General features: G+C 41.4%; 19 protein-coding genes, 1 pseudogene, 1 riboswitch and 1 other annotated feature. Of the genes and pseudogenes, 15 read left to right on the plus strand and 5 right to left on the minus strand.

Translation table 11 applies throughout. The features are described 5' to 3' along the window. The first annotated feature begins 351 nt into the window (after positions 1-351). From MKY17_RS02585 to MKY17_RS02620, 8 genes are all read left to right on the plus strand, one after another. Positions 352-1641: an ABC transporter substrate-binding protein gene (locus tag MKY17_RS02585; RefSeq protein ID WP_339201311.1), complete on the plus strand. Its 1290-nt coding sequence runs from the start codon at positions 352-354 to the stop codon at positions 1639-1641. Positions 1642-1808: 167 nt separating this feature from the next. Next, positions 1809-2669, plus strand: coding sequence for a sugar ABC transporter permease (locus MKY17_RS02590; RefSeq protein ID WP_339201312.1), 861 nt, complete (start codon positions 1809-1811; stop codon positions 2667-2669). Continuing rightward, positions 2669-3487 carry a carbohydrate ABC transporter permease gene (locus MKY17_RS02595; protein WP_076370711.1) on the plus strand — a complete coding sequence of 273 codons (819 nt, stop codon included), beginning with the start codon at positions 2669-2671 and terminating at the stop codon, positions 3485-3487. Before MKY17_RS02590 ends, MKY17_RS02595 begins: the two co-directional genes overlap by 1 nt. Positions 3488-3544: 57 nt before the next feature. Beyond that, positions 3545-4588 carry a LacI family DNA-binding transcriptional regulator gene (locus tag MKY17_RS02600; protein WP_339202300.1) on the plus strand — a complete coding sequence of 348 codons (1044 nt, stop codon included), beginning with the start codon at positions 3545-3547 and terminating at the stop codon, positions 4586-4588. 220 nt (positions 4589-4808) lie between these two features. Continuing rightward, positions 4809-5537, plus strand: coding sequence for a ThuA domain-containing protein (locus MKY17_RS02605; protein WP_339201315.1), 729 nt, complete (start codon positions 4809-4811; stop codon positions 5535-5537). Positions 5538-5550: 13 nt separating this feature from the next. Beyond that, positions 5551-6573, plus strand: coding sequence for a Gfo/Idh/MocA family oxidoreductase (locus tag MKY17_RS02610; protein ID WP_098370421.1), 1023 nt, complete (start codon positions 5551-5553; stop codon positions 6571-6573). Positions 6574-6590: 17 nt separating this feature from the next. Then, complete coding sequence (locus MKY17_RS02615; protein WP_098370422.1) at positions 6591-7631, plus strand: Gfo/Idh/MocA family oxidoreductase; 1041 nt, start codon at positions 6591-6593, stop codon at positions 7629-7631. Between the two features lie 21 nt (positions 7632-7652). Continuing rightward, positions 7653-8621 (plus strand): sugar phosphate isomerase/epimerase, encoded by a 969-nt coding sequence (locus MKY17_RS02620; RefSeq protein WP_098370423.1) that lies wholly within the window; start codon positions 7653-7655, stop codon positions 8619-8621. A 340-nt stretch (positions 8622-8961) separates the two neighbouring features. Here the strand turns inward: MKY17_RS02620 and rluF are convergent, their stop codons facing one another. From rluF to brnQ, 4 genes and pseudogenes are all read right to left on the minus strand, one after another. Then, positions 8962-9669 carry a 23S rRNA pseudouridine(2604) synthase RluF gene (gene rluF / locus MKY17_RS02625; protein WP_098370424.1) on the minus strand — a complete coding sequence of 236 codons (708 nt, stop codon included), beginning with the start codon at positions 9667-9669 and terminating at the stop codon, positions 8962-8964. Between the two features lie 114 nt (positions 9670-9783). After that, complete coding sequence (locus MKY17_RS02630; protein ID WP_098370425.1) at positions 9784-10683, minus strand: DMT family transporter; 900 nt, start codon at positions 10681-10683, stop codon at positions 9784-9786. A 172-nt stretch (positions 10684-10855) separates the two neighbouring features. After that, positions 10856-11788, minus strand: a pseudogene (locus MKY17_RS02635) (aldo/keto reductase). Between the two features lie 122 nt (positions 11789-11910). Then, entirely contained in the window at positions 11911-13242 is a 1332-nt protein-coding gene (gene brnQ / locus MKY17_RS02640) for a branched-chain amino acid transport system II carrier protein (protein WP_339201317.1), read from the minus strand. 98 nt (positions 13243-13340) lie between these two features. Beyond that, positions 13341-13587 (minus strand) — a binding site (T-box leader). A gap of 207 nt (positions 13588-13794) precedes the next feature. On the opposite strand from brnQ, the gene MKY17_RS02645 reads away from it, so the two are divergent. The 6 genes from MKY17_RS02645 to MKY17_RS02670 all read left to right on the plus strand — a co-directional run bounded on the left by MKY17_RS02645 (position 13795) and on the right by MKY17_RS02670 (position 21907). Then, the gene (locus tag MKY17_RS02645) at positions 13795-13968 is read left to right on the plus strand and encodes a hypothetical protein (RefSeq protein WP_164468807.1); all 174 of its coding nucleotides are present in this window, start codon (positions 13795-13797) and stop codon (positions 13966-13968) included. Positions 13969-14462: 494 nt separating this feature from the next. After that, entirely contained in the window at positions 14463-17204 is a 2742-nt protein-coding gene (locus tag MKY17_RS02650) for a GTPase domain-containing protein (protein WP_260398001.1), read from the plus strand. A 95-nt stretch (positions 17205-17299) separates the two neighbouring features. Beyond that, positions 17300-17405: riboswitch (SAM riboswitch) on the plus strand. Positions 17406-17521: 116 nt separating this feature from the next. Further along, a complete protein-coding gene (locus MKY17_RS02655; protein ID WP_098370427.1) occupies positions 17522-18634 on the plus strand; it encodes a sugar ABC transporter substrate-binding protein in 1113 nt (370 codons plus the stop codon). Between the two features lie 57 nt (positions 18635-18691). After that, entirely contained in the window at positions 18692-20194 is a 1503-nt protein-coding gene (locus MKY17_RS02660) for a sugar ABC transporter ATP-binding protein (RefSeq protein WP_339201321.1), read from the plus strand. A 1-nt stretch (position 20195) separates the two neighbouring features. Beyond that, complete coding sequence (locus MKY17_RS02665) at positions 20196-21200, plus strand: ABC transporter permease (protein WP_098370429.1); 1005 nt, start codon at positions 20196-20198, stop codon at positions 21198-21200. Between the two features lie 347 nt (positions 21201-21547). Then, on the plus strand, positions 21548-21907 hold the full coding sequence (locus MKY17_RS02670; RefSeq protein ID WP_098370430.1) for a helix-turn-helix domain-containing protein: 360 nt from the start codon (positions 21548-21550) through the stop codon (positions 21905-21907). Between the two features lie 72 nt (positions 21908-21979). Here the strand turns inward: MKY17_RS02670 and MKY17_RS02675 are convergent, their stop codons facing one another. Further along, on the minus strand, positions 21980-22510 hold the full coding sequence (locus tag MKY17_RS02675) for an NAD(P)H-dependent oxidoreductase (RefSeq protein WP_339201323.1): 531 nt from the start codon (positions 22508-22510) through the stop codon (positions 21980-21982). 319 nt (positions 22511-22829) lie between these two features. Between MKY17_RS02675 and MKY17_RS02680 the strand changes: the two genes are divergently transcribed. Next, positions 22830-23813 carry a ketoacyl-ACP synthase III gene (locus MKY17_RS02680; RefSeq protein WP_098370432.1) on the plus strand — a complete coding sequence of 328 codons (984 nt, stop codon included), beginning with the start codon at positions 22830-22832 and terminating at the stop codon, positions 23811-23813. Positions 23814-24048 lie beyond the last annotated feature (235 nt).

Consider the following 24048-nt stretch of genomic DNA (forward strand, 5'->3'; position numbering starts at 1 on the left):
GACCGACGGGTTTCCCTTTTTTCGTAGGTAATACCACGAATGAAAATGGCCCGTACAATAAATAATCGGATAAAGGAATAATCATAGGTTTCTGAATCATATAATTAGGTTAAGAGAGTTCTTAACATCCTTTTTTTACAATATACTACAATTTTATTGTAAAGTATGGAATTTGGTGGTAATATAAAGCGCATAAATGTAAACGTTTGCAAAGGGTTTTGTGAGGAGGTGATGTAAAAGAAGTACGATAGACTATGATTTTTATAGAATGAAAGGCTTTTATTTTACTATTTTATGCAAACGTTTTCTTAAAATTGCATGAATCTTATGAAAAAGGGAGAGTCGGTAGGCATGAAGCGTAAAAAATGGTACGGGGGAATTCTTACTGTTTTATTAATTTTTAGTGTGATTTTGGCTGGATGCTCTTCTTCAACTGGTGGAAACAGCGACTCAAAGGATGTCGTGACGCTGGATATATTTCAATTCAAGGTAGAATTCAAGTCGCAATTCGAGGCATTGGCAAAACAATATGAAAAAGAGAATCCAGATGTAAAGATCAAGGTATCGACAGTTGGCGGCGGAAATGATTATAAATCAGCCATTACGGCAAAGTTCGCTTCAGGTGAGGAGCCGGCAGTCTTTAACATTGGCGGACCGGTAGATGTCGAACAATATAAAGATAGATTAACAGATTTAAAGGATACGAAGGCTGCTGCAGCAGCACTAGATGGCACTTTGGATGGCGTGAAAGAGGACGGGCAAGTACTTGGACTTCCATTTAACCAGGAAGGATACGGCTTGATTTATAACAAACGGATATTTAAAGAAGCCGGAATTAATCCTGATGAAATTACAAGTTATGAAGCCTTAGAGGCGGCAGTTAAGAAAATGGATTCACAAAAGGACAAATTGAAAATCGATGCAGTTTTCGCTTATCCGGTCAAAGAGAAGTGGGTGACAGGAAACCATTTATCCAATGTTTTCTTAGCACCGGAGTTTGATGGGAATGTGTTAGAGGCAAGCAAGGCTCCAACGGTTAAATTCACGGATGGTGACAAGTTTAAACAACTGGTCGATATCCAAAATAAATATTCCGTCCAGCCGACAGCAAGCCTCGATTACTCCCAACAAGTGGAAGAGCTGTTCTCACTTGAAAAGGTTGCGATCATTCAGCAAGGCAACTGGGTGTATAACACTGTGTATGATATGGACCCTGAGTTAGCTGAAAAGGGAATTGGCATCATCCCGATTCCAAATGGAGACTCTGCAGGCATGCCGGTCGGCGTACCGAACTATTGGGCAGTGAACAAGAAATCGGATGAAAAGGTACAGGAAGCAGCGAAGAAGTTCCTCGACTGGATGTATACATCCGAGGAAGGGAAAAAAGCCGTTTTGGAAGACTTTAAATTCATTCCTGCATATGAAGGATATGATGTGGAAAAAATTGCCGATCCAATTTCAAAAGAAATTTATAAATACTCCCAAGAAGGAAACACGATTGGTTGGGTGTTTAATGGATATCCGGTTGGTTGGAATGATGATCTTGGGGCAAGTGTCCAAAAATACGTAACCGGTAAATTGACTTGGGAGGAACTTGTCCAACAGAACATTGAAAATTGGGAGAAGATTCATAGCAAATAAGTATTGGGAAATGCAAGTGACCGATCGGCATGAAAAGTGTGCCGATTGGTTGTTCCTTGTTATAGAAAAGTCGCTTAGGGAAATTGCCTCGACAAGGGATTCATCAAATAACCCAGTCATGATCTTAAACCAATAACTATTAAATCATTTCAAGGAGGTCGGTTTCGTTGAGAAATCGGGATGCCGCATATTGGCTGTTTTTGACACCTGTTCTTGCTGCACTCATTTTGGTTGTGATCGTGCCACTCATCTACGGATTCTATTATTCCTTTACGAATTGGAACGGTTTAGGGACGCCGGATTTCATCGGTCTTAAGAATTATATAGACTTGTTTACGGATAAAGGGTTCCTTGATACATTTTGGTTCACCATTAAATTTTCCGTAGCGGCAATTGTGGTAATCAATATCATCGGATTAAGTTTGGCTCTCATCGTGACTTCGAAAATTAAATCAAGCAACATACTGCGGACAGTTTTCTTTATGCCCAATTTAATTGGCGGCTTGATTCTCGGCTTTATTTGGCAGTTCATTTTTATTAAGGTCTTCGGTGCGATTGGTGATTTGACTGGGATCGAAGCATTTAATGGATGGTTATCAACGACTGATACAGGTTTTTGGGGATTGATCATTTTAACATCATGGCAAATGGCCGGATATATCATGATCATTTATATTGCCTATCTGCAGGCTGTTCCTGAAGACTTGATCGAAGCGGCAAAAATTGATGGAGCTAACAGTTTCCAGCGTTTTCGCCATATAACTTTTCCACTAGTGGCACCTGCTTTTACCGTCAGTTTGTTTTTGACGCTTTCACACTCGTTCAAGATCTATGATCAAAATCTTTCTTTGACGAATGGAGCTCCCTATAATTCAACTGAAATGGTTGCGATGAACATTGTAAAATCGGCCTTCACCGAAAACGATATGGCATATGCACAGGCAAAAGCCGTTATCTTTTTCGTGATCGTGGCGCTCGTTTCGCTGACACAAGTCTATTTCAATAAAAAACGGGAGGTTGAGCTGTAATGAGGGGAAAATGGAAATTGTGGCTAATTGGATTCATCGGATTCATTTTGGCCATATTATGGCTCACTCCGTTTTATTTAATGCTTGTAAATGCCTTTAAAATGAAACGGGATATATTTGCCGATACACTGGGACTGCCTGAAACCTGGACATTCGAAAACTTCACTCAAGCTTTCGAGCAATTGGATTTCCTCCGGACTTTATTCAATTCTTTATTGATATCGGGCGTCAGTGTAGTCATCATCATCATTTTTTCTGCGATGGCAGCATACGCTCTTTCCCGAAACAAAAGTAAAATAAGTTCCCTTCTTTTCTTCGTGTTTGTAGCAGCCATGCTAATTCCGTTTCAGTCTGTGATGATACCGCTCGTTGCCCAATTCGGACAGCTTGGGATGTTGAACAAGGCCGGACTGATTTTCATGTATTTAGGTTTTGGCTGCAGTCTTTCCATATTCTTATATCATGGTACCCTAAAAGGGATTCCCATCTCACTTGATGAGGCAGCAAAGATTGATGGTGCTAACCGGTTTCAGGTATTTTGGTATATTATATTTCCATTATTAAAACCGATGTCGATTACAGTTGGTATCTTAAATGTCATTTGGATATGGAATGACTATTTGCTGCCATCCCTTGTTATTGGCGGAGCGGGATCGGAGACCATTCCGCTTAAATTATTCTTCTTTTTCGGTCAATATACGAAGCAATGGCATCTTGCCTTGGCTGGACTTACTTTATCCATCATTCCAGTCATCATTGCGTACTTTTTTGCTCAGAGGCAAATTATCAAAGGAATTGCAGATGGAGCCGTTAAATAACTATTTAAATATAGGGAATATTAAACCATGTGCGGTGAACGGGGAGTGTTGATGAATTTGTCTGTTACTATAAAAGACGTTGCCAAAAAAGCGAATGTCGCTCCATCAACGGTATCGCGTGTAATCCATAACAGCCCGACAATCAGTGAAAAGACAAAGCGTAAAGTACGCAAGGTATTAAAGGAAATGGGCTATCATATGAATGAAAATGCCCGGAACTTAGTCACGAAGTCAACTAAGGCCATTGGGATCGTCATGAAAAGTTCGGCAAGGGAATCACTTTATAATCCCTTTTTTCCAGAAGTGATTAGGGGCATCGGGGATTTCTGTAATAAAGAAGGGTACAGTCTTTCTCTGACAACCGGCGAGACGGAGGATGCCATCTTTGAGGATGTCGTGAAGATGGTTCAGGGCAGAAGAGTGGATGGCATGATTGTTTTGTACTCTAAAAAGGACGATAAAGTGGTGCCGTATTTATTAAAGCAGGGCTTCCCGTTCGTTTTGATCGGGAAGCCAAGCACGAACATGAGCGGTATCACATTCATTGATAACGATAATGTTCAAGCGGCCAGGGAAGTATCGGAGTTTGTAATCAGTCTTGGACATGAGCGAATTTCCTTTTTAGGGGGCAGTCCCGAGTTTGAGGTGATCCAGGACCGCTTGACAGGCTTTCAACAAGCGATGGAACAGGCCGGGTTGGATATACGACAGGAATATATCAAATTGATTCCTTTAAATCGAACGGATGGAATAAAGGCGATTGGCGAATTGCTGGAATTGAAAGAGGCACCAACCGCTTTTTTGGTTATGGATCTTTTATTGGGTGTTCTCTTGCTTGGAGTGTTGGCTGAAAAGAACTTGAAAGTGCCACAGCAAATAAGTGTCGTCTGTTTTAACCACTCAGAATTCATAGAATTTTTAAGTACGCCGCTGACAACGGTTGATATCCATACGTATCAGTTAGGATATGAGGCGGCAAAATGCGTGTTCGATCTAATTGCAAATCCAGAAATGATGGAAAAGAGTATTAGCATTCCTACCAAAATCATAAAGCGGGAGTCGCATTTTGTTGCCGAAAAGGAAATTAAAAGAAAAATGTAGAAATGTTTTACCAATTAAAGCTTGATTTTTGCTAACATAAATTTACAATATAGATTATCACTATTATTTTTAAAAAATCATACTTTGAAGGAAAGCAGAAAGTATGTTCTTATAATTCGATCTTCTCTAACGCAAACGTTTGCGTTATGAATAAATAGGTAATAGTTAAACAGGCAAAGCAAGTTACCATGAAATGAATCTTGAATGGAGGAGGGTGTTCATGAGAGTCCTAGTATGGAATGAGTTTCGCCACGAGAAAACAAAGCCTGAAGTAGCAAAAGTATATCCGGATGGTATCCATGGTGCAATTGCCGGCTTTTTACAAAGTGGGAAGGTCGAGGTGAGAACCGCCACTCTAGATGAAGAAGAGCATGGATTAACCGAAGAAGCACTGAAACAAACCGATGTACTTCTTTGGTGGGGGCATGTTGCACATGATGAAGTTCAGGATGAAATCATTGCAAGGGTTCACAAGCGAGTACTCGAGGGAATGGGTCTCATCGTCCTCCATTCTGGTCATTTTTCAAAAATCTTCAAACGATTAATGGGCACGACTTGCGATTTGAAATGGCGGGTGGCGGATGAAAGGGAACGGCTCTGGGTTGTTGATCCAAGTCATCCTATCGTTGATGGAATCGGAGAATATATAGAGCTTGAGAAGGAAGAGATGTACGGGGAACATTTTGATATTCCTGCACCAGATCAATTGATATTCGTCAGTTGGTTTGAAGGCGGGGAGATATTCAGAAGCGGTTGCACGTATCAGCGGGGAAAAGGGAGGATTTTCTATTTCCGTCCAGGTCATGAAACATATCCTACCTACCATAATCCCGAGATTCAACGAGTGATTAAGAATGCCGTTAATTGGGTCAAGCCGGAGTTTGGAATCGTAACGAACTATGGGAAAGCCGAACCGTTGGAATCCATCTCAGGCAAAGAGCTGAAGTGAAGGAGAGAACAAAATGGGCAAAGTGAAGGTAGGAGTCATTGGATGTGGGAGTATTGCAAAAAACAGGCATTTTCCGGAGTATGATGCACATCAGGAAACGGAGATCATTGCCGTTTGTGATATTGTACCGGACCGGGCGAATGCAGCAGCACAAAGGTATGGCGCGCAAGCATATACTGATTATATAGAACTTTTGAAGAATGAGGAGATTGAAGCAATCAGTGTATGTACCCCGAATTACCTGCATGCACGCATCACAGTTGCGGCCTTGGAAGCTGGTAAGCATGTCCTTTGTGAGAAACCAATGGCTACTTCTTTAGTAGACGCTGAAAAAATGAATGCAGCAGCAGTGAAAAGCGGCAAAATACTAATGATTGGTCATAATCAGCGTTTTGTTCCCTCTCATCAAAAAGCGAAGCAGCTTATTGAGAGCGGGGAGGTAGGGAAGGTCTATAGCTTCCGGACGGCTTTTGGACATTCCGGGCCGGAAACCTGGAGCGTGGACGGAATAGAAAGCTGGTTTTTTAAAAAGGATCAGGCAGTCATTGGCGCAATGGGCGATTTAGGTGTTCATAAAGCTGATTTATTACGGTATATCCTTGGAGAAGAATTTGTTGAAGTGGGAGCCTTTGTGGAAACGACTGCCAAGAAAAATACAGACGTTGATGACAGTGCGGCCTGTATCCTCCGGACGGAGAGCGGTATCATCGGTACGCTTACCGCCAGCTGGTCTTATGCAAAAGAAGACAATGCTACGGTCATTTATGCGGAAAAAGCGGTATTGCGCCTTGAAGACGATCCGAAATACTCACTGATCATCCATCATGATAATGGAAAGACAGAAACCATCCAATTAGGAAGCATCCAGACTAATGACTCAGAAGGACAGCATGATTCCGAAGTGATCAGCCATTTTGTAAAATGTGTGGTGGACAATGAGGAGCCACTTGTCTCAGGAGTTGAAGGATTAAAATCATTAAAAGTCATTCTTGGCGCGATGGAATCAAATGCATCCCGAAAAATCATCCGCTTATAAAGGGGTTAAAAGTCATCATGTACAAATTAAAAATGGGTATTATCGGTGCTGGCGGAATTGCCCAAAAAAGGCATATTCCAGCTTTTCAAAAATTTCAAGATAAAGTGGTTTTATACGCCATTCATGATATAGATGAAATGAAGGCGCGAGAAGTGGCGCGTGAATTTCATATCGAGAAGGTTTTCACCAATTATGAAGAAATGTTTGCCGAAGTGGATGCTGTTACGATTGCAACGCCAAACAAGTTCCATGCGGAGATTTCCATTGCTGCTCTGCAAGCGGGTGTACATGTGTTATGCGAAAAGCCAATGGCCATTACAACTGAGGAATGTTTAGCAATAACCGAGGCTGCAAACATATCGGGTAAAGTTTTATCGACCGCTTATCATTACCGCTTCATGAAGGAAGCCCAGGCTGCAAAGAAAATGATTCAGGCCGGTGAAATCGGTGAACCATATGTAGCGCGTGTACAGGCAATCAGACGACGTAAAGTTCCTGGCTGGGGAGTGTTTACAAGCAAGGAATTGCAAGGCGGGGGAAGCGTGATCGATTACGGCTGCCATTTGCTTGATTTGGCTTTATGGCTGATGGATGACCCAGAACCGATTGAAATCGTAGGTTCGACATATAATTATGTCAGTAAGGGTGTCGATCAAGTCAATTTGTGGGGGAATTTCGATGCCTCTGTATTTGAAGTGGATGACCATGCCACTGCATATATCAAATTTGCCAACGGAGCATCTTTATTATTCGAAACATCTTGGGCCGCGAATATCCGTGAAGAAGCAACTGTTTTAAGTTTATCCGGAACGCAGGGCGGACTTGATGTGTTCCCGCTGGTCTTGAATCAGGCTAAGCATGGCATGCTTTTAAATAGTGAGGCAGTATGGATGCCAGGGGAGGATACACCAGACCTGCAGCAGGCAGAGAACTTTATTAATAGCTGCCTGGGGTTGGCAGAACCATTGGTAAAACCATCGGAAGCCATGAAAGTTTCGAAAATAATCGAAGCCATTTATCAAAGCTCGGCAAGTGGGAAGGTCATGAGCATAAATTAATGAAAAGGTGAGGTGGGGCATGTGAAATTAGGGATTTTTACAGTGCTATTTGCTCAAAAATCATTCGAGGATATGCTTGATTATGTCGCAGATTCCGGATTAAAAACAGTTGAAATCGGTACAGGCGGGTATCCAGGCAATATCCACTGTCCGCTCGATGAACTGCTGGAAAGTGAAGAAAAACGCCAAAAATACCTCGAAGCCGTTCAAACAAGAGGATTAACGATCAGTGCATTCAGCTGCCACGGCAATCCAATCTCTCCAGATGAAGCATTCGCTAAAGAAAGTGATGAAACACTGATTAAAACAATCAAGCTTGCATCCTTACTGAACGTCCCGGTAGTCAATACCTTTTCTGGTACAGCCGGTGATCACGAAGGAGCTAAATATCCAAACTGGCCTGTCGCCCCATGGCCGAATGAGTATACAGATGTGCTGAAATGGCAATGGGAAGAAAAATTGATCCCCTATTGGAAAAAAGCAGCCGCCATTGCCGATGAGCACAATATAAAAATCGGACTTGAACTACATGGGGGCTTTCTCGTCCACACACCCTACACCTTGTTAAAACTGCGGGAAGCTACATCTGATGCAATAGGCGCCAACCTTGATCCAAGCCATCTTTGGTGGCAGGGCATCGAACCAGTCGGGGCCATCAAAATCCTAGGGAAAGCGGGAGCAATCTACCACTTCCACGCAAAAGACACATACTTGGATCAGGATAACATCAATATGTATGGATTAACCGACATGCAGCCATATGGAAATATCCAGAGCCGTGCCTGGAACTTTCGCTCTGTAGGATGCGGCCACAGCCTGCAAGAATGGTCCGACATCATGAGCGCCCTTCGCACATACGGTTATGATTACGTCGTCAGCATCGAACATGAAGATCCGCTGATGTCAGTTGAAGAAGGATTCCAACGGGCTGTTACCAATCTGAAAACTGTACTCATCAACGAAAGCCCAACTGATTTATGGTGGGTATAATTTGTAGCCCATAACGAGCAGCCTAATGCAGGTTGCTTTTTATTTTGGTCCTTACTCGTGAAAAAGTGGAATTAACGAGTAAAGTGAAACTCACGAGTAAAAGCGTAAAATTCACGAGTAAAAGCGTGAAACTCACAAGTAAATGAGCAAAATTCACGAGTAAAAGTGCGAAACTCACGAGTAAAGTGGAATTCACGAGTAAAAGCTTAAAATTCACGAGTAAAAGCGTAAAATTCACGAGTAAAAGTACTCAGATAAGAATAAAATAGCAAATTATTGCGGAAAATTCTTCTGAAATTAAAAAAGAGATGCCCCCGGAAATCTGGGGGCATCTTCATTATCATCTTTGCCTTGGAGTATAATCTAATTCCTTAAATAGTTCCGTCAATTCATCCTCGGTTAAGTCGCGCCATTGTCCGATCGCCAGTCCGTCCAGATGGATGTTCATGATCCGGATTCGATGTAAATCACGGACTTCGTACCCTAGTGCAGAGCACATACGGCGGATTTGTCTGTTCAGTCCTTGCATCAAAGTGATATTAAATGTATATTTGGTCAACTGTTCAACCTTACATGGAAGTGTTTTCGTATCCAAAATCTCCACTCCGGATGACATATCTTTAATGAAGGAAGCGGTAAGTGGTTTATCCACGGTTACGATGTATTCTTTTTCATGTTTGTTTTCTGCACGAAGGATTTCGTTTACGATGTCTCCATCATTTGTAAGAAGGATCAGACCGCTTGAGTCTTTGTCCAGCCGTCCGATATGAAAAATGCGAAGCGGATGATTTACAAAATCAACGATATTCCCTTTTATGTGTTTTTCCGTCGTACTTGTAATACCTATCGGTTTATTCAGTGCAATATAGACATTTTGCTGTTCCACTTTTATCGGCTTGCCATCTACACGAACATCATCACCGGGTTCGGCTTGACTGCCGAGCTCAGCTACATTTCCATTAATCGTCACACGGCCCTCGGCTATCCATTTGTCTGCGCCTCGTCGCGAGGTAATTCCGGATTCACTGATATATTTATTGATCCTCAACTAAAGCACACCTTTACATTCAGATTTTCTTCTTTAAAGGATAACGTAAATCATGGTGCATAGACAAGGGGAAAAGACAAGAAAGCATAGTTGGTTAGAATTACTGGATATTCTTTACATGTTCTTCGTGAAATCTGCCGGATATTCCTTTTTCTTTTTGCTTGTCAGGTAGACGCCACTGAAGACAAAAAGACCTCCCAGGATTTGGACGATGGTAATAGTATGACCTAAAATCAGGCTAAGAATGGCGGTAAATACAGCTATCAGATTTAGATAAATTCCAGCCTGGCTAGCATTGATATGACGAAGGGAAATATTCCAGAAAATAAAGGAACCGACAGACGGGAAGATTCCAATATATAAGAGCCCCGTGACGGCTTCACTGCTTAAATTAAGGTTCATTCCCGATCCAATGGCGAATGGAGCGACGAGAATCAATCCGAGAAATACGGAAACGGCAGTGGCTGAGATGATCGGAATGTTTTTCAGTTTTTTACCGATTATTGAATAGAAGGTCCAAACGAGAATCGCCAGGATCATCAATAAGTCGCCTTTATTGTAAGTGAGCTGGAAAATATCCAGAAGGTGTCCTTTTGTCAAGACCAATAAAACGCCGAATAAAGATATGATAAGTCCGAGTGCATGGAGGGATGAAATTTTCTCCTTTAACAGCCAAGCGGAAAAAAGCACAATTAAGGCAGGGTTCATGGAATTGACAAGAGCGGCATTCATGGAAGTTGTATAGGTCAGAGCCCAATAAAGGAAAAAATTATAACTGATGATTCCGAGCACACCCATAACTAACAGCAATCTCCATTCTTTCCATACACTCTTCCAATTTGGCTTTTCAATCCATTGGGCTAAAGGAAACAATAAGAATACGGCTATTAGCCATCGCGTAAATGTTAGTTGGATTGGGGAAAGTTCGGTCACAACGTATTTTCCGAAAATGTAATTACCGGCCCAAAACAAATTTGCAAAGATAAGAAATAAAATAACAATAGATTTTTTCATCAGACTGCCTCTTCCTTAATTGGTGGAATATTCACTAAATATATCAAAACAGGAGTACCTAAGCAATATAGCGAGCCTAGTAGTCAATTTTTGTACAAGGATGAACCAAAGAGCAGGATAAATAGAAAAAGGCCATTCAACATGAGCTGAACAGCCTTTTTTCATATCTATGTTAAGCGAAAATGGCACTGATTTCGGCGATTTCATCCATGGTTAAATCGACATCCAATGCTTGTAAGTTGCGTGTGACCTGCTCAGGCTTTTTCGCTCCGGGAATCAGTACATCTATCGAGTGCCGAGTTAAATACCAAGCAAGTACGACATCGGCGACATCGGTATGCTTCCTGTTGGCAATCGCCCGGACTTCTTCTACTTTTTGCAGGTTGCTTACAAAGGCTTGTCATTGGAAAAGCGGACTTTTTGCCCGGCCATCCTCGAATGTTGAATCCTGATTATATTTGCCGCCGAGCAGACCGGAAGCAAGGGGGAAATAAGGAATGAAGGAAATATTATTTTCGGCTGTATATGGCAGCAGGTCTTGTTCTGCCTCCCGTTTGAATAGATTGTACTCAGATTGCAACACATCGACATAGCCGTCTTTATTCGCTTCCTTCAATTGTTCGAACGAAAAGTTCGAGACGCCGATCGACTTGATTTTGCCTGCATCCTTCAATTCCTTTAAGGCACCTACCGCTTCATCTTTAGGGGTATCCTCATCAGGGAAATGGATATAGAATAAGTCGATGTAATCCGTTTGGAGCCTTTTTAGACTCGATTCCACAGCATTTTTCAGAAAAGCCGGAGAGTTATCAAAGACGATGTTGCCATCGGCAAATTTATGTGCCCCTTTAGTGGCAAGGACTATATCCTCGCGTTTGCGACGCTCTTTAAGGATTTCACCGATAAGTTCTTCTGAACGCTCAGGACCGTAAATGTAAGCTGTATCCCAAAAGTTGATTCCCTCTTCCAATGCTGTTCTCAAAACATCCCTTCCTGTATCCTCACTTAGATTAGGGAACAGGTTATGTCCGCCAATTGCATTCGTGCCAAGGCCAATCGGATTTACATACAGATCTGTTTTACCAATACGGGTTTGCTTAGACATATTACTTATCATCTCCTTTGACCCCATCATAACAAAAAGTGGATGTCGATTTCCAAAATAAAGCAGTGCAGGCGTGTGCAAAATAAGCAGGTGACCCGTAAAATCACCTGCTTCCTTCATTATTATAGTGTTTCGATTTCCAACTCTTCAGCTCGAGCCGTTTGTCCAAATTGACTGAGAAGCAGGCCCAAGGCTGTACCGAAGAGAGCGGGGATGATCCACTCCATTCCGTAGGCAGAAAGGGGAAGGACATCACTCAACGTTTGCACGGGTCCTAATTGTAAGCCGAAGGCATTCAGTCCGTCCATCAAGGCGAAAACTCCTGTGAAAATCATTGCACTGCGATAAACCTTCTTCGGGTTTTTGAAATGACGACTGAAGAATGTCAGGACAATCAGGACGATCGTTAACGGATAAGCCATCACAAGGAATGGTACAGATACTTTCAAAATTTGATTCAGACCCATATTTGAAAGGATGAAACCGACGATTGTTACAATCAGAATGACGGTTTTATAGTTCAGCTTGGGGAAAAGTTTCGAGAAATACTGTCCGCAAGCAGTCGTCAACCCGACGACGGTGGTGAAGCATGCTAAAGTGAAAATGATTCCGAGAAGGACTTTCCCGCTAGTTCCAAGTAAAAGGGTGGATGCGACAGTGAGGATGTCCGTTCCGTTTTCAAAGGACCCATCGGCTGCCATGCGTGCTCCCATTACACCTAATGAGATATAAACTAATGAAAGCAAAACACCAGCGATGAGACCAGCTTTTACTGTATATCTCGTCAATTGTTTTCGTTCGGAAATCCCCCTTTGCTGGATAGAAGTCAGGATGACGATTCCAAAAGCCAAGGCAGCTAGTGCATCCATCGTGTTGTAACCTTCAATGAACCCTTTCGAAAATGCTCCTGCAGCATATGCTTCGGTTGGAGCTTGGAATGGTGCATCAAGCTTTACGAACCCAACGACACAGAGAATGACCATGGACAGAAGTAGAACGGGTGTAATCCAGCGTCCCATGAAGGTTTCCATTTTTTCTGGATTCAATGAAATGGCATAAGATGTGATGAAAAATATGGTTGTGAAAATGAATAGGAATAGTGATTGATTCATTGAGTCGCCAAAATACGGCTTGAAGCCCATTTCATAGGCAACATTCGCATTTCTTGGAATGGCCAGAAAAGGCCCGATGCTTAAATAGATGACCACCATGAACAACGTGCTGAATAGAGGATGTACACGGGCTCCGATAGTTTGTGCCCCGCCTTTAACAAGTGAGACTGCAAGAAGTACCAAAATTGGCAGGCCGACTCCGGTTACAACAAAACCGGCAATGGCTGGCCAGAAGGAAGTTCCTGAAGATGCTCCCAAAAATGGAGGGAATATGAGATTCCCCGCTCCGAAGAACATTGAGAAAAGCATAAGGCCGATAAATAATGTGTCTGTTTTTTTCATGGTGATTTCTCCTTTTTTAAAAAATGATAACTCTCGCCGACTGGCCTGAAAAAGGCTAATTAAAGTGTTTTGTGCAAATAAAAAACTCGCCCCTGAAAATCAGGGACGAGTTTGTGCTCGCGTTACCACCCATATTCCGCAATAAAAAAAAGCTGCGGCACTCAGTCAACGTACGTATTCATACGTGATCCATTGTAACGGCGGAAACCCGTCAAAGCCTACTGCATTTTCAGCTTTGCATCTCAGAGATGATTTTCGGATAGGCCTTGGACATCGACTTCCACCACATGTCGACTCTCTGTGGAACAGGGTTCTCATCTTACTCTTTCTCTTCATAGATTTTTTAATATATAGACAATTTAGCAAATTCTGATTATGAAGTCAATATAATTTATCATTAATCCTTTTAAAGGAGCAGGAAATTAGTCCCTCGTTGGCGAAACTTCCTATATCCAGAGGATATTTTCAAGAAGAATAGGATATTACTCCCTATTATCTTTCTAATCGCAACTATATTATAATAGAAGGCAGAACACTAAAGGAGACAACAGTATGTCTGAAAATAAAAAATTAAGCCTGGCGGATGCAGTCAAACAAAAACTGGCTCAAAAGCAAGCAGGATCAAGTAAAGATAAACTGGAAACAGGCGTTGTGAAGAAAACGAAACAGCTTAAAAGCCAGTTGACCAAAAAGCCGAATAACCAACGTAAGCGTACAGGGGTATAATCCTAATTTGTCAAAGGACAACGACTGTTCGGAGCTTATCAGAGAGCAGTTACCTTTAATGAATGAGGGTACTGCTTTTTTATATGAACGGAAAAATGGGGATTTAGTAATGGACGGGGCAGGGTGATTTTGCTTTTTTACCGTTATAGGTAGTTGAAGGGCTGGGCTTCTGGTAATTTAGAGGTATAAAGAATGGTTCGCCCAGCTCTATCTGATATGTGGTAAAACTAGAAAAAACATATTTTCTCGAATATGGAAATGACATTTCTGTATCGGTTTATTAAAAACATTACAGTTCCATTTGTTTCTGTTTTAAAATTGTAAGAGTGGTGACATGTTGTTACCATATTGTTTTGCTAAAATAACATTTTAAGGTTTTGTAAATGATTTTTTAACTAAAGGAACCAATAGATTGAAGTTAGGTCTATTAGAAGGCTTATAGAATCAGTGATTATCCTTTAATTGAAAATATGAAATATATCGGGGGAATAAAGATGGACGAACGGCTGATCGGAAAAAAATATTATGAAACGATGATTGAGGATACAAGGAAGCACCCGATTCAAGCTTTGGGTGAAATGTTTCTCGTGGAACAAAAAAAGGAAAGAGCGGATTTAACCGCAATTCGATTTGCTCAAGGAGAAGTATATTTTCAGCATCATGACTATGAAGCAGCCATTTTTAAATGGGAGAACATAGAAGGGGAACTTGGTTCATGGGCGAAGAAAAACATCGCTGATGCTTATTTTGAACTGGAAATGTACTCTACCGCAGAGGATATCTATAAATCCGTCAATACGGATGAAGCGGTCTTAAAAACAGAGGTTCTTTTGCAACTTTTTTCGCTGTACATAGTGGAATCGAGAAATGACCTGGCTTCCAAAGTTGTGAAAGAAGCAGTCGAGTTTCAGCCGGATTACCCGAATGTCACGGAAATCGCACGCGCCTTTTTTGAAGAACAAAAGGATTGGAACAGTGCAGTGGTATTAGCGGCTAATGAAAGTATCCGTACAGAATCAGTGGGCTGGTTCGATGTGCTGAAGACGTATATCCAGCAGGGTGTTGCCCAATCGATTGATCCGGATTATTTTTCAACTGTCCTTGGTTCGCTTTACACACTCGACCAGGAACGTTTCGAAAAGGTGACGGTTGCCCTTTGGAAAAATTATAAATATACGGATTCTTATTTCGAATGGCTAAGAGTGATTAATAACTTGATAGATACCATCGAATTGAACCATGCTGATGTATGGGATGAGCTTTCCGTCTATTACAGGGATGCATATGCAGGTCTTTTAGAAGGAACGCACCTAATCAAAGATTTAAGTCCTGTCGTGCCAAGGTTACTGGAAAACTGGCTCAAAATCGCAGATGGGGAGCTCTCGCTGTTTGCGGCGGCATCCGCGTTGTCCTGGAATGAAATCTTCCCGGATACGATCAATGCGCTGGTCATTCAGGATGCAGAAAGCCTGTTGGCGAAATCGCCTAAATTAGGAGGCGGACTGGAAGCGGGAGAGAAACTGTTCAATTCCATTATCCAGTGGGCTGAAGATAATGATTTAATGGTTGGCAATAAGCTTAAATGGATGGTCGAGGGGCTTAAGGATACCGAAAACTTCAATCTTCTTCTTGTAGGAAGTACAGGAAATGGCAAGACATCCTTCATTCAGTCAATTGTTGGCGAGAGCATTGCCGCTGAAGATCATTCGTCATTAGTCAGTGTCAAAGACGGGGATGATTTGGAAATCCTTGAAATTACCGATACAGATAGAAAGGTTGTCATGGAGCTAACTGAATTGGATGAAACACGCCGCCAGCGTGGGACTATTGTTGATGTGACAATCATAAGTGACTACCTAAGAAATAATGGTCTGCGATTATTGGATACACCGGGGTTCAATGGGGAAAAAAGCGTGGAATCAGATTTCCAAGGCTATTTACATGGCAGTGATGGACTGATGTTCGTTCTTGACGCCCGGGCGCCTTTCACCGGCAGCGAACGGGATCTGTTATTGGAAATTCAAATGATGGCTCCGAAACTGCCGATTCATTTCTTGTTAAATAAAATGGATACGATATACAGTGATCAGGTGGCAGTCCGGATGGAAGACGAAACATGGGATAAAGTGAATGCATATTTCCCGAATGCGAAAGTATTCGCTTTCTCCAAACTGTATGATAGCAAGCAGCAATTGAAGGACCTTTCAGCCTTCCTTCAATCGAATTATCAAGAGGATAATTGGAAGGAAAGAAGATCTGAAAAAATCCTAGCATTCATTCGTAAAACTTTATCTTATCTGTTAGAAAAACGGGCAGCCAATGAGCGGAAATGCGAGCATTCCATCTCTTGGAATGAACAGATGGAAGTCAAACTGAATGGGGCGGTCAATCAACTGGCTGATTTGGAAAAAGAAAAAAGTGAAAATATCATAAGGTCGTATCGTCTGCTTAAGGATGAAGTGAAAAATCAGCTTTCTTCTAAAATTCCTGAATTACTGAGGGATTGCTCTAAATCATTAACGGAAAGCAGTGATTTCAGTCAGGTCCATGTACAGTTAAACCAAGAAATGAATGAGCGGATTCAAAACTTCATTTCTGATAAGATCATGCCTCAATATTACCGTTCTCTTCAAGACTGGATTGCCAGTTCTCAAATGGAGTTCTCACAAAGCCAGCAGTTTATGGATGAGATGAGTGCCGGATTCAATGAATTATACAAAGAAGAACGGATTACGCTTGCAGGTGACTTCAGGGTATTGGATGACTGGCGCCGTGATGCCGATCGGATGACAAGCAGTATCCGCATCGAAAACGTTAATATCCTTTTGCGCAGGACTCCATCACAATTGCTGCTTAAAGGAGCAGGGAAGCTGTTTGGGGCGATACCGCAAAATAAAGCCAATATGTACAATCGTTATAAGAAATATCTGGAAAGTGAAGATTACCTGGATGTTGCGGAAATGATCACGGAACGTTTCCTTACCCAATTTGGATTGTTTGAAAAATCTTTGGATCGGGACATCGCACTTTTCTATCGCAGTTCATTTGCCTTACTTCAAAAAACGATTGAACAAACGCAGACCGAGATAAAAGACTTCCAGGCTGCATTGGAGCATATGAAAGAAAATCCGGAAGTTTACCGTGACCCGATCACTTTGTTCGAAGTGAAATTAAGGCAGTTGGAGAGGCTTGAAAAAATCGAGAAAAAGCGTCTAGCCCAGCTTCAAAGAAAATAAAAAATAACGGGGAACATTTCAAATATTCAAAAATCTATTGACTTTACGACTATATCCCTATAAAGTGATAATTACGAAAACGTAACTCAATATATCTCTTATCAAGAGTGGCGGAGGGACTGGCCCTAAGATGCCCAGCAACCGTTCCATTAGGAATTGGTGCTAAATCCTGCAAAACAGAAATGTTTTGACAGATAAGAGAGGGACAAGTCTGCAAAACAGCCGATTAAACCTCTCTATATTAGAGAGGTTTTTATTTTGGGATTTACACCGACTTAACTGATAAGACTAATTAGAAAACATGGAGGGGAAACAAGATGAGAAGGTCTATTAAAGGGATATTTATTTCAGCCATCGCTTCGGCTTTGCTTTTAACGGGTTGCTCTACTGGGCAGAGTTCCACAGAATCGAAGAAAGAAGAAAAAGTATCATTTGAAAATGTACCGGAAAGATTTGCAGATGGGGATGGAGCCAAGATCAAAGTGATCCGTAAAATTGGCGGTGATGATCATACGGCCCAATACCTGGCGGGGGCGAAGGAAGAAGGAGAAGCACTCGGATTCCAAGTGGATACATATACAGCCAATGGTGATACGGCTAAATTTCATGATGCGATAGCGCAGGCATTGGAGGAAGATTACGACGGCTATATCATTTCCCATGGTGATGATGCAGCAACTGTGAATGACGTTCAAAAGTTGGTTGATGCAGGTAAAAGCGTTGTCACGTTCGATTCAATAAGCGATCTATCTAAAATAGATGGTGTGACATTAACTTCACAGGATGATGAAGCGTTGGCAACACTGGCTTTTGATAAACTGATAAAAGAGCAGAAAGGTGAAGCGGCAATTGCATATCTTTGGGTGGATGGTTTCCCACCAATGGTAAGAAGAAATGCAGTCTATCAGGAAAAACTAAAAGAAAATCCTGGGATTAAAGAAGTCGAAAGATTCGGAGTGGCATCTGCCGATACTTCGGTTCAGACACAAAATGCTGTAGCCGCAATGCTGAATAAATACCCTAAAGGTAAATTGGATGCCATTTTCGCAACATGGGATGCCTTTGCCATCGGTGCAGCCCGGGCGATTAAAGAAGCGGGCCGAGATGAAGTGAAGATATATGGAATTGATGTATCTAACGCAGATCTCCAGGAAATCCAATCGGCAGATAGCTCATGGTCCTACACGGCAGCAGTCGATCCCAAGTTGATCGGTGCAGTTAATATGAGGATATTGGCTAAAAAATTGGCGGGCGAAGATACGCCGCAAACCTATGACTTAGAGGCTTCACTTATTTCACAAAAGCAAGTCCAAGCTTCAAAAGAAGCGGTAAACATGGCAAATCTGTCTGGTATTGTCGATGGATGGGGTGAATCTACGGAATTTGAAGAAGATTGGATGAAAGTTTTGAAGGATCATTATAAAAAGTAAAAAGAGACACTCTCTTTCAAGTAGAAGGGAGTGTCTGTTCAATAAGGGGGAATGGACATGGGCACGCAACTAGAAATGAAGAAGATTTCGATTGAATTTCCGGGGGTGAAGGCGCTGAGTGAAGTTGATTTTTCCGTACAATCAGGGACAGCCCACGCATTGGTCGGTGCAAACGGAGCAGGGAAATCGACGTTAATGAAAGTTTTATCGGGAGCCCATGTTCATTATTCAGGTGACATTTTTATTGATGGGATGAGGCGGGATATCCGCTCGCCAAAAGCGGCTCAGGAACAAGGCATTCAAATTGTTTATCAGGAAGTGGATACAGCCCTCATCCCTTACTTAACGGTTGGGGAAAATGTAATGTTGAATGATATGGTCCAAAACATGGGGAAAAAACAGAGGGTCCAATGGAAAGAGCTGCACAAACAAGCCTCTTATATTCTTGAAGATATGAAAATTCGTGTCCCTTCGAAAAAGCTGGTAAGAGACCTTACCTTGGCCGAAAAACAGATGGTCCTGATAGCAAGAGCCGTTTCGACAGAATGCAAATTCCTGATTCTCGATGAGCCAACTGCTCCGTTAAGTCATACGGAGACGACAGAGCTTTTTCGAATTGTAACTGAATTAAAGCAAAAAGGCGTGGGAATCATTTTCATTTCACATCGTCTGCCTGAGATTTTTGAAATCTGTGAGGAAATTACGATCATGAGGAATGGGGAGCGTGTCACTTGTCGAAAGAAGGAGGACATAACCCGTAACGAAGTGGTAGAGAATATGCTCGGTAAAGCCATGGATGACCAGTTTCCAGAAGTCAATGCTTCGATCGGAGACGTCATTCTGGAAGTTAACGGATTGTCAGATGCCGAGAAAGTCAAGGATGTCAGTCTGAATATTAAAGCAGGCGAGATAATCGGCTTGGCAGGGTTAGTCGGGGCGGGAAAAACGGAACTCTGTAAAACCCTTTTCGGTCATGCTTCGATCACAGCGGGGGAAGTAATCCTGAATGGTCGAAAGCTTTCTTTGAAATCACCGCACGAAGCAGTAAAAAGCGGTCTGGCACTTGTACCTGAGGAACGCAGGAAAGAAGGGGTCCTCGTTCAGGAATCAGTCTCGGCGAACTTGACCGCAGCCAGTCTCGGCAAATTCTGCAAGACGTTCAGCTTCGTGGATCGTAAGGCGGAAAAGGAAAAGGCGAAGGAAATGATCGTAAGTCTCGGCATTAAAACTCCTTCAGGAGAAGTGAGTGTCGAAAACCTTTCAGGTGGTAACCAGCAAAAAGTTGCCATCGGAAAATGGCTTATGGCCGATGCGGATGTATACATATTCGATGAACCAACGAAAGGGGTCGATGTTGGAGCCAAGAAGGATATATTCGAATTGATTGCAAAGCTTGCAAGGAATGGGAAAGCGATCATTTATGCATCATCCGAGCTTTCCGAAATCATTGGCATTACCAACCGGACATATGTGCTATATGACGGGAGCACTGTCATCGAATTAGAAACGAGCAAAACGAATGAAGAAGAACTACTATTCTATTCAACAGGAGGAAAATAGGATGAGCATACCCATTCCTGTTACACAGACAGCGAAAGCGAAGAAAAAGCTGGAACTATTCGACTTTTTCTATAAATACGGCACAATATTGACGATTATCATTCTGATTGTAATTTTTGCCGTGTCCAATCCATCTTTCATTCAAACGAATAATCTGATCAACATCCTGCGTTCCATTTCAATCGTGACCATCATTGCGATTGGCATTACGATATCCCTGACCGTGGATGGCTTCGACCTTTCCGTCGGCTCCGTCGCATCATTGGCCAATGCCATCGTCATATCAATGTTTGTCTGGTTTTCGCAGGATACATTAATCGCCATATTAGCTGCGATCGGCGCCTCACTTGTCGTAGGGGCTTTGAATTCATTCATGATCGTTAAATTGAGAATTCCCGACATGCTGATGACATTGGCTACCATGTTCATTATCCAGGGAATTGCCCTTACTTATACAAAAGGGGCAACGGTTTCGCAAAATATGGTCATGCCCGACGGGACATTCGCAACAGGACTGATCAGCCCATTTTTCGCCAAAATTGGCCAGGTACCATGGATAATCCTGATCATGGCAGTCATTGTGATTGCGACCCATATCTTTTTGACTTATACGAAGCACGGTCGTTATATGTACATTATTGGGGGAAATAAGGAAGCGGCGAGACTTTCCGGGATATCGGTCAATAAATACAAAATCCTTGCCTATCTGCTGTCAGCTCTATTAGCTGCAATCGGGGGGATTGTCCTAGCTTCAAGGGTCATGACATCGGAAATCAATTCAGGGTCCCCCTATTTAATGGATGCCGTTGCAGCAGCCTTCATTGGTTCCTCCGTTTTAGGAGCGGGAAAACCGAATGCATTTGGAACCTTTGTCGGTGCAGTCCTGATCGGAATCCTTCAAAATGGTTTGATCATGATGTCCGTTCCGTATTATGCGATGGATATCGTCAAAGGAACAGTGCTGGCCCTTGCGCTCGCGGTAACCTATTACAAACAAAAACACTAAAATGAATCTGTTACGTTAATCTACAAGAAACCTATCATTGGGATTGTTGAATATTGATAAAGATCCTGTTGGATATGCAACAGGATCTTTCCTTTTTTAAAAGGGACGGGTCATGGATATAAATTTGCGCAACTTCATCATTTTACTTAATAATAATCAACTCTTTTTACTTTCGCTAAAATGGGGGCAGTAGGACCTTTTGCTCCCTCATTGATGGAGTATAAACATTGACCACAATAGTCAATTTTTATAGGGAACTTACTTTACCTTTTAATAAGATTGATAATGATCTATTGTAAAGTATGAACATTCATATCCTATACTTATCTAAAGGAGAGTGTAAACTTATGCGTGAAACCTGTGTTCCGACTGGCGTGAAACCAAATGACACTGGCTTTGGATATACGTTGTCCTTAATAGGCGGCAAGTATAAAATGATCATAATGTATTGGCTGTCTGAAAATAAGGTTATGCGGCATAATCAGCTGAAGCGAAGTATCGGTACCATTTCCTTTAAAACACTAAGCATCATGTTAAAAGAGTTGGAGGCAGACGGCCTTATCATACGCAAGGAATTTCCCCAAATACCCCCAAAAGTAGAATATTCATTATCTGAACGTGGTCTATCTCTCATTCCATTGTTAAATTTGATGTGCGAGTGGGGAGAAAAAAACAGTTTGCCAGCTCAGGAGTCTGTACAGCCGTAGGTGTAGCTATTTTGATTAATTCAAAAGAAGTATTTCCCTAACAAGGAAATACTTCTTTAATGGAACTGCCTATTAAAGGTTGTCGACAAAATTCAAATAATCTTGTGCGCTTTTTTCCAATTCGCTTGCGGACGGCTCATTTTCAGCACCATAAAACGCAAAGAATGAACGATAATCTGCATTGCAGTATAGGAAGGTAGTTTCAAAGGGAGATAATAAATGTTCAAGTGTATAGCGATAACTTCCCTCTTCACTATAATCTTCTTTGTTAATTCCGGCAGATACAGCTAAAGCAGCTTTGCGATGCTTTAATTTATCGCCTCCATTTGAACCATAAGCCCAACCATATGTAAAAACATCGTCAAGCCATCTTTTTAGGAGAGGCGGACAATTAAACCAATAAAAAGGGAACTGTAAAACAAGATTACTATGCGATTCGATTAATTGCTGTTCTTTTTCCGCATTAATGTTTCCGTCAGGGTAAACCTTATTCAATTCGTGTAATGTATACTTTTCCGGATATTTCCTGAGCTCTTCTACCCATCTCTTATTTATGACGGATGTTTCTAGACTTGGGTGTGATACGATAACAAGAGTTTTCAAAGATTTCTCCTCCTTAATTATTATTTATCTTAAGTATAAAGTGCACTCTGCAAGTACGTAAGTATGCACTTTTAGTATTGGTACTTACCTAAAGGAGAGTGTTAAATCGGTATAAGTCTTTAAAGAGATTAGAAAAGAATGAATGGATTTCTTCTTACTGGGGGGTGAGCAAGGACCTCGTTCTTTGTCGTTCAGCTCTTTTCCTTTGGGTTCTAAAGTGACCGGTAGTTGCATAAGATTTTTTTTACTTTATAATTAGTACCAGGTATTAATATCAGTTATAAAATTGATGCAATTCATAACACGAGGTGGTTATTTTATGTTCAAATCCAAAGCACGTATTACTGCGATAGGTTCTTATGTTCCAGAAAAAAGCTTAACAAATAAGGACTTAGAAAGAATGGTTGAAACCAATGATGAATGGATTGTTAAACGTACTGGTATTAAAGAGCGAAGAATTGCACATGAAGAAGAGTTTACTAGTGATATAAGTTATAAAGCTGTAAAGGATTTAATGGAACGGTATGATAAATCTGTCGAAGATGTTGATATGATTATTGTCTGTACCTTTACACCTGATTTTAACACTCCGAGTGTAGCTTCTTTAGTCCAAGCAAAGCTAGGTATTAAGAATACTGGAGCTATTGATTTAAACGCAGCTTGTGCAGGATTTACTTATGGGTTGCATGTAGCTAATGGATTAGTAACATCTGGTTTAAACAAGAAAGTTCTTGTTATTGGAGCTGATACTTTATCTAAAATTATGGACTATGAAGATCGAGCCACTTGTATTTTATTTGGAGATGGTGGAGGAGCAGTTCTTGTAGAATATGATGAAAAACAGCCAAGTTTTATTTCTTCACATTTATATTCGGAAGGAGAAGGCGGAAAAAATTTATATAGTACAAACCTATCGACACGTATAAATGGTGAAGACTTGAATAATAGTGGTAATCTTGTTCAAAATGGACGTGAGGTTTATAAATGGGCTGTTACTACTGTTCCAAAAGGAATGCAAACTGTTATGAAAAATACTGATTTGCATTTGAATGATGTTGATTGGTTCGTTCCGCATAGTGCAAATTTAAGAATGATTGAGTCAATATGTGATAGAAGTGGCTTTCCAATTGAGCGTACTTTATATAGCTTAGTGGAATATGGAAATACTTCTTCAGCAACAATACCATTAGCTTTAGATCAAGGAGTAAGTGAAGGAAAGCTAAATAATGGTGAGAAGCTTTTATTATATGGTTTCGGTGGTGGGTTAGCACAAGCAGGATTGCTTATCAATTGGACTCTATAACACTTTTTTCTGTTACTGATCAGCAGCTTTGTTCTTATTGATCTAAAGGGCCAGTTTAAGTTAACAAGGATACTAAAATAACAAAAAGACACCGTACTAATAGGTATGGTGTCTTTGAATTATCTTAAGGGAGTTCAAAATCTCCAAATGGGCGGAAGTCCGCCTTTAGTAAGGAGTTTGGGTTGGTTAGTGATAAGTGAAAAGGGCCAAAATATCATGTTTACTCCAATATTTA

Source organism: Peribacillus sp. FSL P2-0133 (assembly GCF_037975445.1).
GTDB classification, from domain to species: domain Bacteria; phylum Bacillota; class Bacilli; order Bacillales; family DSM-1321; genus Peribacillus; species Peribacillus simplex_E.

Bases quoted from the DNA above. Each gene is read 5' to 3' on its own strand.
- MKY17_RS02585 (WP_339201311.1), top strand. From the start codon at position 352: ATGAAGCGTAAAAAATGGTACGGGGGAATTCTTACTGTTTTATTAATT.
- MKY17_RS02595 (WP_076370711.1), top strand. From the start codon at position 2,669: ATGAGGGGAAAATGGAAATTGTGGCTAATTGGATTCATCGGATTCATT.
- MKY17_RS02605 (WP_339201315.1), top strand. From the start codon at position 4,809: ATGAGAGTCCTAGTATGGAATGAGTTTCGCCACGAGAAAACAAAGCCT.
- MKY17_RS02610 (WP_098370421.1), top strand. From the start codon at position 5,551: ATGGGCAAAGTGAAGGTAGGAGTCATTGGATGTGGGAGTATTGCAAAA.
- MKY17_RS02615 (WP_098370422.1), top strand. From the start codon at position 6,591: ATGTACAAATTAAAAATGGGTATTATCGGTGCTGGCGGAATTGCCCAA.
- MKY17_RS02630 (WP_098370425.1), bottom strand. From the start codon at position 10,683: ATGAAAAAATCTATTGTTATTTTATTTCTTATCTTTGCAAATTTGTTT.
- brnQ (WP_339201317.1), bottom strand. From the start codon at position 13,242: ATGAAAAAAACAGACACATTATTTATCGGCCTTATGCTTTTCTCAATG.
- MKY17_RS02645 (WP_164468807.1), top strand. From the start codon at position 13,795: ATGTCTGAAAATAAAAAATTAAGCCTGGCGGATGCAGTCAAACAAAAA.
- MKY17_RS02650 (WP_260398001.1), top strand. From the start codon at position 14,463: ATGGACGAACGGCTGATCGGAAAAAAATATTATGAAACGATGATTGAG.
- MKY17_RS02655 (WP_098370427.1), top strand. From the start codon at position 17,522: ATGAGAAGGTCTATTAAAGGGATATTTATTTCAGCCATCGCTTCGGCT.
- MKY17_RS02660 (WP_339201321.1), top strand. From the start codon at position 18,692: ATGGGCACGCAACTAGAAATGAAGAAGATTTCGATTGAATTTCCGGGG.
- MKY17_RS02665 (WP_098370429.1), top strand. From the start codon at position 20,196: ATGAGCATACCCATTCCTGTTACACAGACAGCGAAAGCGAAGAAAAAG.
- MKY17_RS02670 (WP_098370430.1), top strand. From the start codon at position 21,548: ATGCGTGAAACCTGTGTTCCGACTGGCGTGAAACCAAATGACACTGGC.
- MKY17_RS02680 (WP_098370432.1), top strand. From the start codon at position 22,830: ATGTTCAAATCCAAAGCACGTATTACTGCGATAGGTTCTTATGTTCCA.